The following is a 15,389-nucleotide window of genomic DNA, read 5'->3' on the forward strand; positions in this document are numbered from 1 at the left end:
GTGGCCGGCCGGCCGTCCGGGGGATCGTTCGGCCGTCCGGGTCCGGTGCGGCGGTCAGTCGGGCCTGCGGGCGACGCGGGTCCGGTGCGCCGGTCAGTCGGGCCTGCGGGCGACGGCGAAGACGCGGCGGAACGGGAAGACGGTGCCGTGCGGGCCGGGCGGGTAGGCGGCGCGCAGGAGGTCGCGGTACTCGGCCAGGAAGGCGTCGGCGGCGTCCGGGTCGTCCTCCAGGCGCGTGAGGACGGGGCGCAGGCCGGTGCCCTTGACCCAGTCGAGGACGGGGTCCTCGCCGGTCAGCACCTGGAGGTAGGTGGTCTCCCAGACGTCGGCGGCGCAGCCGTGGCCGAGGAGCCGGGTGAGGTACTCGGCGGGCTCCAGGACGGGCGCCGGGCCGCGCAGGTAGTCGCCGAGCCGGTCGCGCCAGCGGGGGCGGCCGCACAGCTCGCGGAGCAGGACGTGGCTGGGCGCGGCGAAGTTGCCGGGGACCTGGAAGGCGAACACCCCGCCGGGGGCGAGCGCGTCGAGCCAGCCGGGGAAGGCGTCGGCGTGGCCGGGGACCCACTGGAGGGCGGCGTTGGAGACGATCAGGTCGTACGGCTCCGGGGGCGTCCAGTCGGCGAGGTCGGCGGCCCGGAAGTCGAGCCGCCCGCCGCCTGCGGTGGCGCCGGCGTACTGCGTGACGGCGCGGTCGAGCATCTCGGGCGAGTGGTCGAAGCCGGTGATCCGCGCGTCGGGCCAGCGGTCGGCGAGCAGGGCGGTGACGTTGCCGGGGCCGCAGCCGAGGTCGGCGATGCGGGCGGGGCGGCCGGTGTCCGGGAGCGCGGGGACGCGGGCCAGGAGGTCGAGGAAGGGGCGGGTGCGGTGCCCGGCGTGGCGCAGGTACTGCCGGGGGTCCCAGGTCGGCGTTGCGGGTGGCATGGAGCTGGCTCCTCACCGGCGGGCCGGGGCGGAGGGGTCCGCCGAGCCGGTCCTGCCGTCGTCGCGGCCGTGGTCGGTCCCATCCTCCCCCGAGAGTCTCTCGACATCAAGAGACTTTATGTCAACAGACCCTCTACACTGATCGTCATGGAGGACGAGGTCGACCGTCTGGTCGCTGCATGGCGCCGCGAGCGCCCCGACCTCGACGTGGAACCGCTCGAGGTGCTCAGCCGCGTCTCGCGGCTCGCCCGCCATCTCGACCGCGCCCGCCGGCTCGCCTTCTCCGAGCACAACCTGGAGCCCTGGGAGTTCGACGTCCTGACGTCGCTGCGCCGGGCAGGGGCCCCGTACCAGCTCTCCCCCGGGCAGCTGCTCACCCAGACCCTGGTCACCTCCGGCACCATGACCAACCGCATCGACCGGCTCGCGAAGAAGGGCCTCGTCGAGCGGCTCCCGGACCCGAGCGACCGGCGCGGGGTGCTCGTCCGGCTGACCGCCGAGGGCCGCGACCGGGCCGACGAGGCGCTGGCCGGGCTGCTGGCCCAGGAGCGCGCGATCCTCGCCCAGCTCTCCCGCGCCCAGCGCGGCGATCTGGCCGCCCTGCTACGCCAGCTGACCGCCCCGTTCGACAACATCCCCGGCTAGCGTCGGGACAGCCGCCGGCTCGGCCGGTCCGACGCCGGCCCGGCGGGCCAGCGCGACGGCCGCGAGCGTGGAGTGCACGCCCAGCTTGCCCAGCACGTTCTGCATGTGGGTCCGGACGGTGTGCGGGGACAGGAACAGCCGCTCCGCGACCGCCTTGCGGCCCAGGCCCGCCACCATGCAGCGCAGCACCTCCCGCTCGCGCGGGGTCAGCGACTCCACCAGGCGCTCGCTCTCCGTGCGGTGCTTGCGGGCCGCCGTCAGCTCCCGCAGCACGCCGGTGAGCAGCGCCGGCGGCAGGTGTGTCTCGTCGCGCAGCACGCCCCGGATCACCGCGAGCAGCCGCTGCAGCGAGCAGTCCTTGGCGACCCAGCCGCAGGCCCCGGCCTGCAGGGCGAGCGCGGCCCGGCGCGGATCGTCCTTCTCGGCGAGGACCACCGTGCGCACCCCGGGCTGGGCCGCGCGCACGCCACGCACCAGCGAGATCCCGTCGACGACGGCCTCGCCGTCGTCGGGGACGGCGCGGGCGACGGCGGGCGGGCCCGTGACGCCGAGGTCGGCGTCGACGAGCGCGACGTCGAACCGGCGGCCCTCGGCGGCCGCCCGGTCCAGACAGCGCAGCGCCGCAGGGCCGCTGCCCGCGGCGGCGACGTCGACGTCGGGCTCGGCCGCGAGGGCCGCGGCGAGCGACTCGGCGAAGATGCGGTGGTCGTCCACCACCAGGACCCGGATACGGACCACGGAACCCCCAAGTCTCGGAGCGAGGCCCGGCGGCGGGTACGACGCCGGGGGCGGGTCCGCCACGCAGCGCACGGCCGCCGCCGTGCAGTGACTGTTACCCCCGCCCCGGGCGTCGTACCCGACGGTTCTCGCCCCCTGATCAGCACCGGCCCCCACCGGTGCTGTGCATCAGAGTACGGGCGGGGGCCTCCCGTAGCGCAGTTTTCGCTCAAGTCGGCCGATCCGCGCCCCTCTTGTGGTAGTCGGGTCCTGCGGCTCAGAGGCGGCGGGCGCCCGCCGAGGGCACCGCCTCGAAGATCCCGGGCGCCCCGGCTCCGGCCCGCGCGAACGCCTTCCCGACGGCCGCCGCCACCTCGTCCGCGCCGTGCGGGCCGGACGCCTCGGCGAGGACCACGGCCGAGCCGCCGAAGCCGCCGCCGGTCATCCGCGCGCCCAGGGCTCCGGCCGCCAGCGCGGCCTCGACGGCGAGGTCCAACTCGGCGCAGGAGACGCGCAGATCGTCGCGGAGCGAGGTGTGGCCCTCGGTGAGCAGCGGGCCGACCGCGCGGACGTCGCCGGCGTCGAGCCGTTCGACGACGCGGAGCACCCGCGCGTGGTCCGAGACGACGTGCCGCACGTACCGGCGGACCTTCTCATCCGTCAGTCGGCCGAGTGCGGTGGGCAGTTGCTCGTGGGGGACGTCGCGCAGGGCGCGTACGCCGAGCGCCCGCGCGCCGGCCTCGCAGCCGGCGCGCCGCTCCGCGTACGCGCCGTCGCCGAGGACGTGCTGCACGCGGGTGTCGACGACGAGCAGCCGCAGCCCGAGCGCGTCGAGGTCGAACGGGACCTGCCGGTACGCCAGGTCGCGGGTGTCGAGGAACAGGGCGTGGCCCTCGGCGGCGCAGGCGGAGGCCATCTGGTCCATCACCCCGCAGGGGACGCCGACGAAGGCGTTCTCGGCGCGCTGGGCGAGCCTCGCCAGTTCGGGGCGGGCGAGCCCGAGTCCGTACAGCTCGTCCAGGGCGAGGGCGGTGACGACCTCCAGGGCGGCGGAGGAGGACAGGCCCGCGCCGGTGGGCACGGTGGAGGCGAGGTGCACGTCCGCGCCGCCGACCGGGTGCCCGGCCTCCCGCAGCGCCCAGACGACGCCGGCGGGGTACGCGGCCCAGCCGTGGCCGTCGCCGGGGGCGAGCGCGGCCGTCTCCAGGACGGTGACGCCGCCGGGCCGGTCGGCCGAGTGCAGCCGCAGCAGCCCGTCGTCGCGGCGGGCGACGGCGGCGACGGTGGTGTGCGGCAGCGCCAGCGGCAGGACGAAGCCCTCGTTGAAGTCGGTGTACTCGCCGATCAGGTTGACCCGGCCGGGGGCCGCCCAGACGCCCTCGGGCGCGGTCCCGTACAGGGCGGTGAACTCCTCGGCGACGCGGCGGGCGGTCCGCTCGGCGGTGCTCATGCGGTGGCCTCCCGGCCGGCGTGGCGGCGGGCGAACTCCCAGGCGTCCGCGACGATGTCGGCGAGTTCGGGCCGGGCGGGGACCCAGCCGAGCCGCTCCCGGGCGGTCTCGGCGGAGGCGACGAGGACGGCCGGGTCGCCGGGCCGGCGGGGGGCGGCGACCTCGGGGACGGGGTGGCCGGTGACCTTGCGGACGGTCTCGACGACCTCGCGGACGGAGAAGCCGTTGCCGTTGCCGAGGTTGCAGACGAGGTGCTCGCCGGGGGTGAGGGCGTCGAGGGCGAGCAGGTGGGCCTCGGCAAGGTCGGCGACGTGGATGTAGTCGCGGACGCAGGTGCCGTCGGGGGTCGGGTAGTCGTCGCCGTACACGGCGATGGACTCGCGGCGGCCGAGGGCCACCTGGAGGACCAGCGGGATGAGGTGGGACTCGGGGTCGTGGCGTTCGCCCTGCTCGCCGTGCGCGCCGGCCACGTTGAAGTACCGCAGCGAGGCGGCGGCCAGGCCGTGCGTGCGGGACTCCTCGGCGATCAGCCGGTCGACGGCCAGTTTGGAGACGCCGTAGGGGTTGCCCGGCTCGGTGGGCGCGGACTCGGGGATGGGGACGACGGCGGGTTCGCCGTAGACGGCGGCGGTGGAGGAGAACACCAGGCGGCGCACGCCGGCCTCGCGCATGGCGGCGAGCAGCGCCTCGCTGCCGGCGATGTTGTTCTCGTAGTACTTCTGGGGCTGTTGCACGGACTCGCCGACCTGGGAGAAGGCGGCGAAGTGCAGCACGGCGTCGTAGGAGCCGTCGAGCCAGCGGGCGGCGTCGTGGACGCGGCCCTCGATGAACTCGGCGCCGGCCGGGACGCTCTCGGCGAAGCCCGTGGACAGGTCGTCCAGGACCGTCACCGCGTGTCCGGCCTCCAGCAGGTGCGCGGCGACGACGCCGCCCACGTAGCCCGCGCCGCCGGTCACCAGGTACTTCGCCTTGCTCACTTGCTCGCCACCTCTCGGAGTCGACGGGCCGCGGCCTCCGGCGGCACGTCGTTGATGAACACGCTCATACCGGATTCCGTCCCGGCGAGGTACTTCAGCTTGCCGGAGGTGCGGCGGACGGTGAAAAGCTCGAGATGGAGCCCGAACTCCTCCCGCGCGGCGTCGTCGAACGGCGCCTGGTGCCAGGCGGCGATGTACGGCGTCGGCGGCTCGTCCGGGCCGAAGATCCGGTCGAAGCGTCTCAACAGTTCCAGATAGACCTGGGGGAATTCCGTGCGGGCCGCGTCGTCGAGGGCCCGCAGGTCGGGTACCCGGCGGTGCGGGAAGAGGTGGACCTCGTAGGGCCAGTGGGCGGCGTACGGGACGAAGGCGGTCCAGTGCTCGCCGGCGAGGACGACCCGCTCGCCGGCGCGTTCGCGGGCGAGGACGTCGTCGAAGAGGTTGCGGCCGGTGGCGGCGCGGTGTGCGGCGGCGCGGCGCTGCATGAGGGCGGTGCGGGGGGTGGTGAAGGGGAAGGCGTAGATCTGGCCGTGGGGGTGGCCGAGGGTGACGCCGATCTCCGCGCCGCGGTTCTCGAAGCAGTAGACCTGGCGGACCTCGGGGAGTCCGGCGAGTTCGGCGGTGCGGTCGGTCCAGGCGTCGAGGACGAGGGCGGCGCGTTCCTCGGTGAGGGCGGCGAAGGAGGCGTCGTGGTCGGCGGTGAAGCAGACGACCTCGCAGCGGCCGGTGGGGCCGGCGAGGGAGGGGAAGCGGTTCTCGAAGACGGCGACCTCGTAGTCGGGGGCGGGGATCTCGCTGTGCCGGCCGTCGCGGGAGGGGCAGAGGGGGCACTCGTCGGCCGGGGGGTGGTAGGTGCGGGCCTGGCGGTGCGAGGCGATGGCGACGGTGTCGCCGAGCAGGGGGTCGCGGCGGAGTTCGGAGGCGGAGGCGGGCGGGTCGAGGGGGCGCTCGTCGACGGCGTCGCGGACGGCGTCGTCGGCGCTGTCGTAGTAGATGAGCTCACGCCCGTCGGCGAGCGTGGTCACGGTCTTCTTCACGGGGCCTCCGACTGATCGAACAGGACCGCACACAAAGAACCATGTTCCAACACGGTACGTCAATGAAAAGGAGCCCGGGAGATTCCCGGGCCCCTGCGCCGGCCGTGGGCGGCGCGTCTCAGTCGTCGTGCGGGCCGCGGGGGCGCGGCGCGCGGTCGAGGAGGCCGGTGCGCGCGGCGAGCGCCGCCGCCTCCAGGCGCGAGCCGACGCCCAGCTTCATCAGCACCCGCTGCACATGCGTCCGGGCGGTGCTCGGCGCGATCGCCATGCCCCGGGCGATCAGCCGGGTGTCCTCCCCCTCCGCGACGCGGACCAGCACCTCGACCTCCCGCGGGGTGAGCATCCGCAGCAGCCGCTGCCCCTCGTCGTCCGGCGGCTCCGAGGGGTCGAGCAGCTCCGCGAACGCGCCCTGCAGCAGCTGCGGCGCGACGGCCGCCTCCCCCGCCCTGGCCTTCAGCAGCGCCCGCTCCACGCCCTCGATCCGCTCGTCGTGCCGCACGTAGCCGGAGGCGCCGGCGGCGAAGGCCGCCGCGATCCCGCGCGGCGAGGGCACCGGGCCGAGCACCACGACGGCCACCTGCGGCCGCTCCCGCTTGATCCGCACGATCGGCTCGAAGGCCCCGGGCTCCGCGGGCGCGGCGGTGCCGAGCAGGCACACCTCGGGCGCCCGGGCCACCACCAGGTCGGCGGCGCCCGCCGCGGGCGCGGCCGCCGCGAGCACCCGGTGCCCGCGCAGTTTCAGGGCCGAGGCGAGCGCCTCCGCCAGCAGTCGGTGGTCGTCGACCACCATGAGCCGCACGCCCATCGCGAAAACCCCACTCCCCCCTGGAGCCGGCCCCCCGGCCCGCCACTTGACCCGGCAAGCTACACGCTTGTTCGACCAGGCGCGTCCCTTACGTGCCAGAAGCCCCCCGGACTGCCGAATTCTGCGCCTTCCGGTGAACGCGCAAACGGCCCGGCGCACCGGTGTGAACCGATGCGCCGGGCCGTGGCGTTCCGCGCCGGGTGCCGGCCGTCCGTCAGCCGCTCGTGGCGTACGCGACGATCAGGTACTCCTTGTCGTCGAAGGACGACTTGCGGGGCTCGGAGACCATCGTCTCGGAGATGAACATCCGGCCCTTCGCGTACAGGATCTCCGCGTAGTCCGAGGAGAAGCTGGACTCGGCGTCCCGGACCGCCTCGTCGGACGGGTTCTCGAGCAGCACGGTCTGCTGGAAGGTCGCGCCGTCGATGGAGACGATCTGACCGCCCTTGTCGTACGGCGGCGTCTTGTACGCGATCACGTTGCCGCCGTCCATGCGCAGCGGGAACATCGAGTACCGGTCGCCGGCGTCGGCCTTGTCGCTGGTCGGCTTTCCGGTGGTGAGGTCGAAGGACACGATCTCGTTGGTGTCGCCGTACTCGCCGCTGCCCTCGTGGTCCTCGGTGGGCAGGTAGAGCCGGTTGTTGCCCACGACGACCTTGGTGCAGGTCTCGACCTCGGTGGAGCGGCAGCGGGCGGCGAACCGGTCCGCGTCCGCGGCGATCTTCACCTTGAGCTTGCCGGTCTTCTCGTCGATGGAGAAGAAGTCCGAGATGCCGGAGCCGTCGCCGGCGGTGTCGCCGACGTCGGCCGCGACGACCAGCGGCTTGGTGGAGACGACCGACGCGTACTTCACGCCGGCCGGCATCTTGAACTGCGAGATCGGCTGGCCCGTCGTCGGGTTGAGGCTCTGGATGACGACGGTGGCGCTGTCGTACGGGCCGCAGCGGCGCACCGCGACGAGGCCGGCGCCGCCGCCGTAGCCCATGTCGCGGCAGTTCTGCGCGTTGGCCTCGGGCTTCCAGCGCGGGGTGCCGTTGGCGAGGTCGAAGGCGGCGCCGCCGTCGGTGCCGCCGGCCGCGACGGTGGCCCCGCTCAGCGTGACCTCGCTGAACCGCACCTTGTCGTCGCCGGAGCTGGCGCTGGTGACCGACTTCGTCCACACCAGCTTGCCGGTGATGAGGTCGAGCACCGCGACCTCGGTGCAGGGCTGGTAGTTGCGCGGCGGGACGCGCTTGGCCGCCTCGTACACGATCGCGGTCTTGTTGTCCGCGGTGGTGTGCCGGGAGGTGGCGCAGACCTGGCCGGGCAGCGGCAGCGTCCAGACCGGGGTGCCCTTGGCGAGGTCGTAGCCGACGATCGAGTTGACGCCGGTCTTCACGTACGCCTTGTCGGTCAGCCAGGAGCCGCCCACGTCGGTCACGTCGGTGACCTTGGGGTGCGGCAGCTGGAAGGAGACCTTCGACTGGGTGTTGGCCGGGGCCTTCTCCTTGCCGGGGCCGTCAGGGGCGGCCTTGGCCTGGCCGCCGCCGTTCTGACCCTGGGTCTGGCCGCCCTTGCCCTCGTTGCCGGTGTCGTCGTCGGAGGCGGCGTACCAGACGCCGCCGCCGACGATGAGGACGACCGCGACCACGGCGGCGATGACGATCTGCATCTGGGTGGTCAGCTTCTTGCCGCCGCCGGGCGGCGGGGTGGGCTGGTACCCGTACTGAGGCTGCGTCGGGTAGCCGTACTGGGGCTGGCCCTGCGGCTGCGTGGGCGGCTGCTGCAGGTAGCCGTACTGCGGCTGGCCCTGCGGCTGCGTCGGCGGCTGCTGCGGGTACCCGTACTGCGGCTGCGTGGGCGGCTGCTGGGGGTAGCCGTACTGCGGCTGGCCCTGGGGCTGCTGGGGCGCGCCGTAGCCGCCCTGGGGGTCCTGCGGGGCGCCGAAGCCGCCCTGCGGGGGGCCCGGGGGCTGGTTCGGCGGGGGAGGTGGCTGAGTCATCGGTCTGCGAACCTCACTTGCTGAACGCCATCATCGTCTTGGTCTCCTTCTCCTCCGCGTCGTTGCGGGCGCTGACGCGGCCGCTGGCGATCACGAACGTGCCGTTCCCGTACGCGTAGCGCGCACTGTAGAAGTCGTTCTCGATCTCCGACGTCGACGCGGGGTGCTGCTGGATGATCTTCGGGGTGCCGCCGGTGGGGGCGAGGGTCGCGAGCGCGCCGCCCTTGTCGTACTTGGCGTCCATGTAGAGCAGCACGTTGCCGTCCTGCATCTGCAGGGGCGTCACGGTCCGCTCGGCGGGCGCCGGGGCGGTCCACTTGATCTTGCCGGTGTTGAGGTCGAAGGCGACCACGGAGTTGGTGCGGGACAGACCGGAGGTGTCGTCGGCCGTCGCCATGTAGAAGGTGTTGGCGTCGGCCGCCATGCCGGTGCAGCCCTGCAGGTTCTTGCCGAAGATCACGAAGGCGCCGCCGCAGCTGGGGGCGAACTTGTGGGTGCCGCCGTTGAGCATGGCGCGCGGGGTGCCGTTGGCGTTGAACGCCTGGATGCCCCACTTGTCCTCGGCGCCGCCCTCGCCGCGCTGCTTCGCGGAGACGACCAGCGGGTCGACCGAGTAGACCTTGTCGACCTCCCAGTTGGGCTTCAGCTTGTACGTCCACTTGGGCTTGCCCGTGGTGGGGTCGACCTCGCTGAGCTGTTCCTGCTTGGTCTCGTAGTTGCCGGTGCGGCAGCTGTACGCGCCGATCAGCTTGGTGCCGCCGGCGTAGGCGTACGGCTTGCAGGTGCCGGACGGCGTGGTGAACAGCTGGCGGCCGTCGGCGACGGAGAAGCCCCAGGCGTTGCTGGTGCCGGCCGCGGTGACGGTGTTGCCGCTGATGGCGAGGGTGATGTCGGACAGCGAGGCGAAGCCGGTGCCCTTGGGCAGGGTCTTCTTCCAGCCGGGCTTGCCGGTCTTCAGGTCGACCTGCTGCAGCACCAGGCAGTCGGCCTTGTCGCCGGCCTTGTCGTTGACACCGATGACGATCTTGCCGTCGGCCGTGACCTGCGGGGGCGCGGCGCACATCTCGAAGGGAAGCGGGATGTTCCACTTCTCCTTGCCGTCGGACAGGCCGTAGCCGACGAGGCTCTTGTACATGCCCTTGACGACGGTGTCGCCGACGATCCAGGGGCCGTGCACGTCGGCGCCGTTGCGCGGGAGGTCGACGGTGTTCTTGACGAGCCAGTTGACCTTCGCCTCGCCGGGCTTGCGGCCGGCGTTGAGGTCGTCCTCGACGTTGCGGCCGTCTCCCTCGCCGTCGCCCTGGTCCACGGAGGCGGAGGCGGTCGGCGAGGTGGAGGGCTTGACGACCGGGTCGGGCTCGTCGTCGCCGCTCAGCGCGAACCAGGCGACGCCGCCGACGACCAGCAGGCCGGCCACCGCCGCGGCGATGATCACGCCGGGCTTGCCCTTGAAGGGGTTGTTGCCGGAGGGCGCGGGCCCGGGCATGCCGGGGCCGGGGTATTGCGGCTGCGTCGGGTAGCCGCCGTACGGGCCGGGCTGCGGCTGGCCGTACGGGCCCGGCTGCGGCTGGCCGTAGGGGCCGGGCTGCTGGGCGTACGGGCCGGGCTGCTGCGGGTAGCCGTACCCGGGCTGCGGCTGCTGCGGGTAGCCGTAGCCGGGCTGCGGCGCGCCCTGCTGGGGCGCCGCCGGCGGGACCGGCGGGGCCTGCGGCGGCTGGGCCGGCGGCATCGGCGGCTGTGCGGGCGGAGCCTGCGGCGGCTGGGACGGCGGCACGTCCTGCGGCGCGCCGAAGCCGCCCTGCGGCGGGTTGCTGGGCGGCTGAGTCATCAGCGCTTCCCCCTTCGTGCGGTCCGGTGCCCGGCCGGTCTCCCCCGCGATCCCGGCGGTCGGCTGCCGTCGGGATGGAGCGAATCGGGCAAGGATGGCGCACTGTCACATGAGTCGAGCGGGCTTTCTTTGTACCACCCGCGCGCTGGCGCAAAAGTGACCGGTCCGCCCCTGTTCCCAAGGGAGGACCGGCCCGTGATGCCCTCGTTACCGGGTCTGCACGCCTTCTCTACGCGCCTCCCGGACAGCCCTGTTAGGCGTCTTCGGCGAGCTCCAGCCAGCGCATCTCCAACTCCTCGCGCTCGGCCGCCAGTTCCCGGAGCTGTGCGTCCAGTTCTGCCACCTTCTCGAAGTCCGTGGCGTTTTCGGCGATCTGCGCGTGCAGCTTGCTCTCCTTGTCGGAGACCTTGTCGAGCTGCCGCTCGACCTTCTGCAGCTCCTTCTTCGCGGCGCGGGCGTCGGCGGCCGACTTCTCCTTGACGGGGGCCGGGGCCGGGGCGGGCGCGGCGGCCTCGATCATCCTCTGCCGCCGCTCCAGGTACTCGTCGATGCCGCGCGGCAGCATCCGCAGGGTCCGGTCTCCGAGCAGCGCGAAGGTGCGGTCGGTGGTGCGCTCGATGAAGAACCGGTCGTGCGAGATCACGATCATGGAGCCGGGCCAGCCGTCGAGGAGGTCCTCCAGCTGGGTCAGGGTCTCGATGTCGAGGTCGTTGGTCGGCTCGTCGAGGAACAGCACGTTCGGCTCGTCCATGAGCAGGCGCAGCAGCTGCAGCCGGCGCCGCTCGCCGCCGGAGAGGTCGCCGACCGGCGTCCACTGCTTCTCCTTGCCGAAGCCGAACTGCTCGCACAGCTGACCGGCCGTCATCTCGCGGCCCTTGCCGAGGTCGACCCGGTCGCGGATCTGCTGCACGGCCTCCAGGACCCGCAGCTGGGCGGGCAGTTCGGTGACGTCCTGCGAGAGGTAGGCGAGCCGCACGGTCTTGCCGACGACGATCCGCCCGGCGGCGGGCTGGATGTCGCCCTGGGTGACCGCGGCATCCGCCAGGGCCCGCAGCAGCGAGGTCTTGCCGGCGCCGTTGACGCCGACCAGGCCGATGCGGTCGCCCGGGCCGAGCTGCCAGGTCAGGTGCTTGAGCAGCTCCTTCGGGCCGGCGGTGATGCTCACGTCCTCCAGGTCGAACACGGTCTTGCCGAGCCGCGCGTTCGCGAACTTCATCAGTTCGCTCCTGTCGCGGGGCTCCGGCACGTCGGCGATCAGCGCGTTCGCCGCCTCGATCCGGAAACGCGGCTTGGAGGTGCGGGCGGGGGCGCCGCGGCGCAGCCAGGCCAGCTCCTTGCGGACCAGGTTCTGCCGCTTGACCTCCTCGGTGGCGGCGATGCGCTCGCGCTCGGCGCGGGCGAAGACGTAGTCGGAGTAGCCGCCCTCGTACTCGTACACGCTGCCGCGCTGCACGTCCCACATGCGGGTGCAGACCTGGTCGAGGAACCAGCGGTCGTGGGTGACGCAGACCAGCGCGGAGCGGCGGGTCTGCAGGTGGCGGGCGAGCCAGGCGATGCCCTCGACGTCGAGGTGGTTGGTGGGCTCGTCCAGGACGATCAGGTCCTGCTCCTCGATGAGGAGCTTGGCGAGCGCGATGCGGCGGCGCTCGCCGCCGGAGAGCGGGCCGATGACGGTGTCGAGACCCTTCTCGAAGCCGGGCAGGTCCAGGCCGCCGAAGAGGCCGGTGAGCACGTCGCGGATCTTGGCGCTGCCGGCCCACTCGTGGTCGGCCAGGTCGCCGATGACCTCGTGGCGGATCGTCGCCGTCGGGTCGAGCGAGTCGTGCTGGGTGAGCACGCCGAGACGCAGCCCGCCGCTGTGGGTGACGCGGCCGGTGTCGGCCTCCTCCAGCTTGGCGAGCATGCGGACGAGGGTCGTCTTGCCGTCGCCGTTGCGGCCGACGACGCCGATCCGGTCGCCTTCGGAGACGCCGAGGGACACGCCGTCGAGCAGGGCACGGGTGCCGTACACCTTGCTGACTGCCTCGACATTGACCAGGTTGACGGCCACCTTGACTCCTGTACCGGGGGATCGATCGACGTCCCAGGGTAGACGGCGCGGCGGGTGGGATAGCGTGCGGTGATCGTTCGAGCGCGCGTACGGGCACGGAAGCGGAGATCGCCGGGCCCGTCACGGCGCGACGGGGCTCGGGAGAGCGGGGAGTGGGCGCGCTGGCGAAGCGGCGGATACGGCTGACGGCCGTGTGGACGGCGGCGGCGGTCGCCGTCGCGGGCGGGCTGTTCTGGGCGTCCGGCGGCTACGACGCCTGGCGCCACGACCGGGCCCTGGACTCGGCGTGCGACGGCGACCTGGCGGCCGGGCCGCTGCGGGCGCTGCTCGACGGCACGGAGGTCACGACCGAGCACATCTCGGGCGCACGGACCTGGCGGTGCAAGGTGTACGAGGCCGACCGCGAGGACGGCCTCGCCCGCGTCATGGTGTCGGTGCAGCGGGCGGACCGGCGGGCGGTGGCCGTCGACGCGGAACCGGCGGACGCGCCGCTCGGGAACGGCTGGACCGGCGGCTTCTCCTTCACCCCCGGCACGGACGAGGACGGCCGCGGCGAGGCGTCCGCGACGATCCTGCTCGACTGCGGGAAGGAGCCGGGCGAGGGCCTGATCGCCGACGTCTCCGCCCGGGTGGACCGGGCCGACTTCACCAAGGCCCCGGCCCGGGCCCGGCTCACGGAGCTGCTGACCACGACGGCGATGTCGTACGCGCGCCGCACCGGCTGCGCGGCGAAGCCCGGCGGGGCCGTCGTCGCCCCGGGGGTCTCGGCGACGGACCCCAAGCCCTTCGCCGCGGTGTCCGGCGCCTGCGCGGGCGTCCTGGACGCCGCGACGGCGGCGCGCTGGGGCGTGCGGACGGCCGTCGAGTCGGCGGCGGGCCCGAAGGCGGTGGAGGGCTGCACGCTCGGCGGGGCGCTGGGCCCGCTGTACGAGCTGCGGGCGACGTACGGCCCGTTCGTGGGCACCAAACTGGCCTTCGCCCGCGAGGCGGGGCCGGGCGACCGGGCGGACGGCCACTACTACCTGACCGCCCGCTGCCCGGGCGCGGGCGACACCGCCGTCTACGAGATCGACTCCCCCGCGGAGGGCGCCGCCCGGCCGGTCCCGGACCACCCGGGCCTGCGCGCGGCCCTCGCGCGCTTCGCCGCGGCGTCGGCGAAGACGCACGGCTGCGTGCTCGAGCGGCCGTCCGCCGGCTCCTAGAGCACGGTCGCCCCGGGCGCCGGGGAGGACGCGACGCGGGCGGTGCGGCAGGTGCCGGAGGCCGTGAGGGCCTCGGCGACCGCGCGGGCGGACTCCTCGTCCTTCGTCAGGAACGCCGTCGTCGGGCCCGAGCCGGAGACCAGGGCCGCGAGGGCACCGGCCTGCATGCCCGTCTCCAGGGTGGCGGCCAGGGAGGGGCGCAGGGAGAGGGCCGCGGGCTGGAGGTCGTTGGCGAGCGTCGCGGCCAGCGCGGCCGTGTCGCCCGTGCGCAGGGCGTCGAGCAGCTCCGGCGCGGCGACCGGCTCGGGGACGGTCACGCCCTCGTTGAGGCGGTCGAACTCGCGGTACACGGCCGGGGTCGACAGGCCGCCGTCGGCGACCGCGAACACCCAGTGGAAGGCGCCGCCGACGGGCAGCTCCGTCAGCCGCTCCCCGCGGCCGACGCCGAGCGCCGCCCCGCCGGCGAGGCTGAACGGCACGTCGCTGCCGAGCTCGGCGCAGATCTCCAGGAGCTCCGCGCGCGGGGAGTCCAGGCCCCACAGCGCGTCGCAGGCCAGCAGCGCGCCGGCGCCGTCCGCGCTGCCGCCGGCCATGCCGCCGGCGACCGGGATGTCCTTGGCGATGTGGATGTGGACGTGCGGCTCGATGCCGTGCCGCGCGGCCAGCAGCTCGGCGGCCCGCGCCGCCAGGTTCGTCCGGTCCAGCGGCACCTGGCCGGCGTCCGGGCCCGAGCAGGTCACGGTCAGCGCGTCCGCCGGACGCACCGTCACCTCGTCGAACAGCGACACCGCCAGGAACACGTTGGCGAGGTCGTGGAAGCCGTCCGGCCGCGCCCCGCCCACCGCCAGCTGCACGTTGACCTTCGCGGGCACGCGTACGGTCACGCTCTTCGGCTCAGCCATCCTTCTTCTCCCCCCGGTTCTCCGCGATCCGCGCGAACTCCTCGACCGTCAGCGCCTCGCCGCGCGCCTGCGGCGAGATGCCTGCCCTGACCAGGGCCTCCTCCGCCGCGGCCGGCGAACCGGCCCAGCCGGCCAGCGCGGCCCGCAGCGTCTTGCGGCGCTGCGCGAAGGCCGCGTCCACCACCGCGAAGACCTCGTCCTTCGTCGCCGTCGTGGCGAGCGGCTCGGAGCGGCGCACCAGCGAGACGAGGCCCGAGTCGACGTTGGGCGCGGGCCAGAACACGTTGCGGCCGATCGCCCCGGCGCGCTTGACCTCGGCGTACCAGTTGGCCTTGACCGACGGCACGCCGTACACCTTGTTGCCGGGCCCCGCGGCGAGCCGGTCGGCGACCTCGGCCTGCACCATCACGAGCGTCCGCTGAATGCTCGGGAAGCGGTCCAGCATGTGCAGCAGGACCGGGACGGCCACGTTGTACGGCAGGTTCGCGACCAGCGCCGTCGGCGGCGGACCGGGCAGCTCCCGGACGTGCATGGCGTCGGAGTGCACGAGCGCGAAGCGGTCCTTCTTCGCCGGGAGACGGGCCTCGATCGTCGCGGGCAGGGCCGCGGCGAGGACGTCGTCGATCTCGACGGCCGTGACCCGGTCGGCGGCCTCGAGCAGGGCCAGCGTCAGGGACCCGAGTCCCGGGCCGACCTCCACGACCACGTCGTCGGGGCGCACCTCGGCGGTGCGGACGATCCGCCGCACCGTGTTGGCGTCGATGACGAAGTTCTGGCCGCGCTGCTTCGTGGGCCGGACGCCCAGCGCCGCGGCCAGTTCGCGGATGTCGGCGGGGCCGAGGAGGACGTCGGCGGGATCGGTGGTGCTCACCGGTAC

Annotated in this window: 13 protein-coding genes; 2 read left to right on the forward strand and 11 right to left on the reverse strand. The window is 74.0% G+C overall.

Annotation, left to right across the window (positions count from 1 at the left end; genetic code table 11):
• Window positions 1-93: 93 nt before the first annotated feature.
• Window positions 94-918 (reverse strand): trans-aconitate 2-methyltransferase, encoded by an 825-nt coding sequence (locus tag ACNJ93_RS12635; protein WP_418957490.1) that lies wholly within the window; start codon window positions 916-918, stop codon window positions 94-96.
• Between the two features lie 147 nt (window positions 919-1,065).
• Here ACNJ93_RS12635 and tamR point away from each other — a divergent pair, with 147 nt between their 5' ends.
• Window positions 1,066-1,563 carry a MarR family transcriptional regulator TamR gene (gene tamR / locus ACNJ93_RS12640; protein ID WP_418957491.1) on the forward strand — a complete coding sequence of 166 codons (498 nt, stop codon included), beginning with the start codon at window positions 1,066-1,068 and terminating at the stop codon, window positions 1,561-1,563.
• Here the strand turns inward: tamR and ACNJ93_RS12645 are convergent.
• The 8 genes from ACNJ93_RS12645 to ACNJ93_RS12680 all read right to left on the reverse strand — a co-directional run bounded on the left by ACNJ93_RS12645 (window position 1,522) and on the right by ACNJ93_RS12680 (window position 12,408).
• Window positions 1,522-2,301 (reverse strand): LuxR C-terminal-related transcriptional regulator, encoded by a 780-nt coding sequence (locus tag ACNJ93_RS12645; protein WP_418957492.1) that lies wholly within the window; start codon window positions 2,299-2,301, stop codon window positions 1,522-1,524. The two genes, tamR and ACNJ93_RS12645, sit on opposite strands and share 42 nt — an antisense overlap.
• Before the next feature lie 256 nt (window positions 2,302-2,557).
• Window positions 2,558-3,730, reverse strand: a complete 1,173-nt coding sequence (gene galK / locus ACNJ93_RS12650; RefSeq protein WP_418957493.1) for a galactokinase — start codon at window positions 3,728-3,730, stop codon at window positions 2,558-2,560.
• The gene (galE, locus tag ACNJ93_RS12655; protein ID WP_418957494.1) at window positions 3,727-4,707 is read right to left on the reverse strand and encodes a UDP-glucose 4-epimerase GalE; all 981 of its coding nucleotides are present in this window, start codon (window positions 4,705-4,707) and stop codon (window positions 3,727-3,729) included. Before galE ends, galK begins: the two co-directional genes overlap by 4 nt.
• Window positions 4,704-5,744, reverse strand: coding sequence for a galactose-1-phosphate uridylyltransferase (galT, locus tag ACNJ93_RS12660; protein WP_418957495.1), 1,041 nt, complete (start codon window positions 5,742-5,744; stop codon window positions 4,704-4,706). The genes galE and galT overlap by 4 nt, the downstream gene beginning before the upstream one ends.
• Before the next feature lie 118 nt (window positions 5,745-5,862).
• A complete protein-coding gene (locus ACNJ93_RS12665; protein ID WP_418957496.1) occupies window positions 5,863-6,549 on the reverse strand; it encodes a response regulator transcription factor in 687 nt (228 codons plus the stop codon).
• Between the two features lie 214 nt (window positions 6,550-6,763).
• Window positions 6,764-8,530: a PQQ-binding-like beta-propeller repeat protein gene (locus ACNJ93_RS12670; protein WP_418957497.1), complete on the reverse strand. Its 1,767-nt coding sequence runs from the start codon at window positions 8,528-8,530 to the stop codon at window positions 6,764-6,766.
• 13 nt (window positions 8,531-8,543) lie between these two features.
• Window positions 8,544-10,358: a PQQ-binding-like beta-propeller repeat protein gene (locus ACNJ93_RS12675; protein ID WP_418957498.1), complete on the reverse strand. Its 1,815-nt coding sequence runs from the start codon at window positions 10,356-10,358 to the stop codon at window positions 8,544-8,546.
• Window positions 10,359-10,611: 253 nt separating this feature from the next.
• The gene (locus tag ACNJ93_RS12680; RefSeq protein ID WP_418957499.1) at window positions 10,612-12,408 is read right to left on the reverse strand and encodes an ABC-F family ATP-binding cassette domain-containing protein; all 1,797 of its coding nucleotides are present in this window, start codon (window positions 12,406-12,408) and stop codon (window positions 10,612-10,614) included.
• A gap of 152 nt (window positions 12,409-12,560) precedes the next feature.
• On the opposite strand from ACNJ93_RS12680, the gene ACNJ93_RS12685 reads away from it, so the two are divergent.
• Window positions 12,561-13,610: a hypothetical protein gene (locus ACNJ93_RS12685; RefSeq protein ID WP_418957500.1), complete on the forward strand. Its 1,050-nt coding sequence runs from the start codon at window positions 12,561-12,563 to the stop codon at window positions 13,608-13,610.
• Here the strand turns inward: ACNJ93_RS12685 and ACNJ93_RS12690 are convergent.
• Complete coding sequence (locus ACNJ93_RS12690) at window positions 13,607-14,512, reverse strand: 4-(cytidine 5'-diphospho)-2-C-methyl-D-erythritol kinase (protein WP_418957501.1); 906 nt, start codon at window positions 14,510-14,512, stop codon at window positions 13,607-13,609. The genes ACNJ93_RS12685 and ACNJ93_RS12690 overlap by 4 nt on opposite strands.
• Window positions 14,505-15,383: a 16S rRNA (adenine(1518)-N(6)/adenine(1519)-N(6))-dimethyltransferase RsmA gene (gene rsmA, locus ACNJ93_RS12695; RefSeq protein ID WP_418957502.1), complete on the reverse strand. Its 879-nt coding sequence runs from the start codon at window positions 15,381-15,383 to the stop codon at window positions 14,505-14,507. The genes ACNJ93_RS12690 and rsmA overlap by 8 nt, the downstream gene beginning before the upstream one ends.
• Between the last annotated feature and the right edge of the window lie 6 nt (window positions 15,384-15,389).

Origin of the sequence: Streptomyces tritici, assembly GCF_048500665.1 — a bacterium.
Taxonomy (GTDB): Bacteria; Actinomycetota; Actinomycetes; order Streptomycetales; family Streptomycetaceae; genus Streptomyces; species Streptomyces tritici.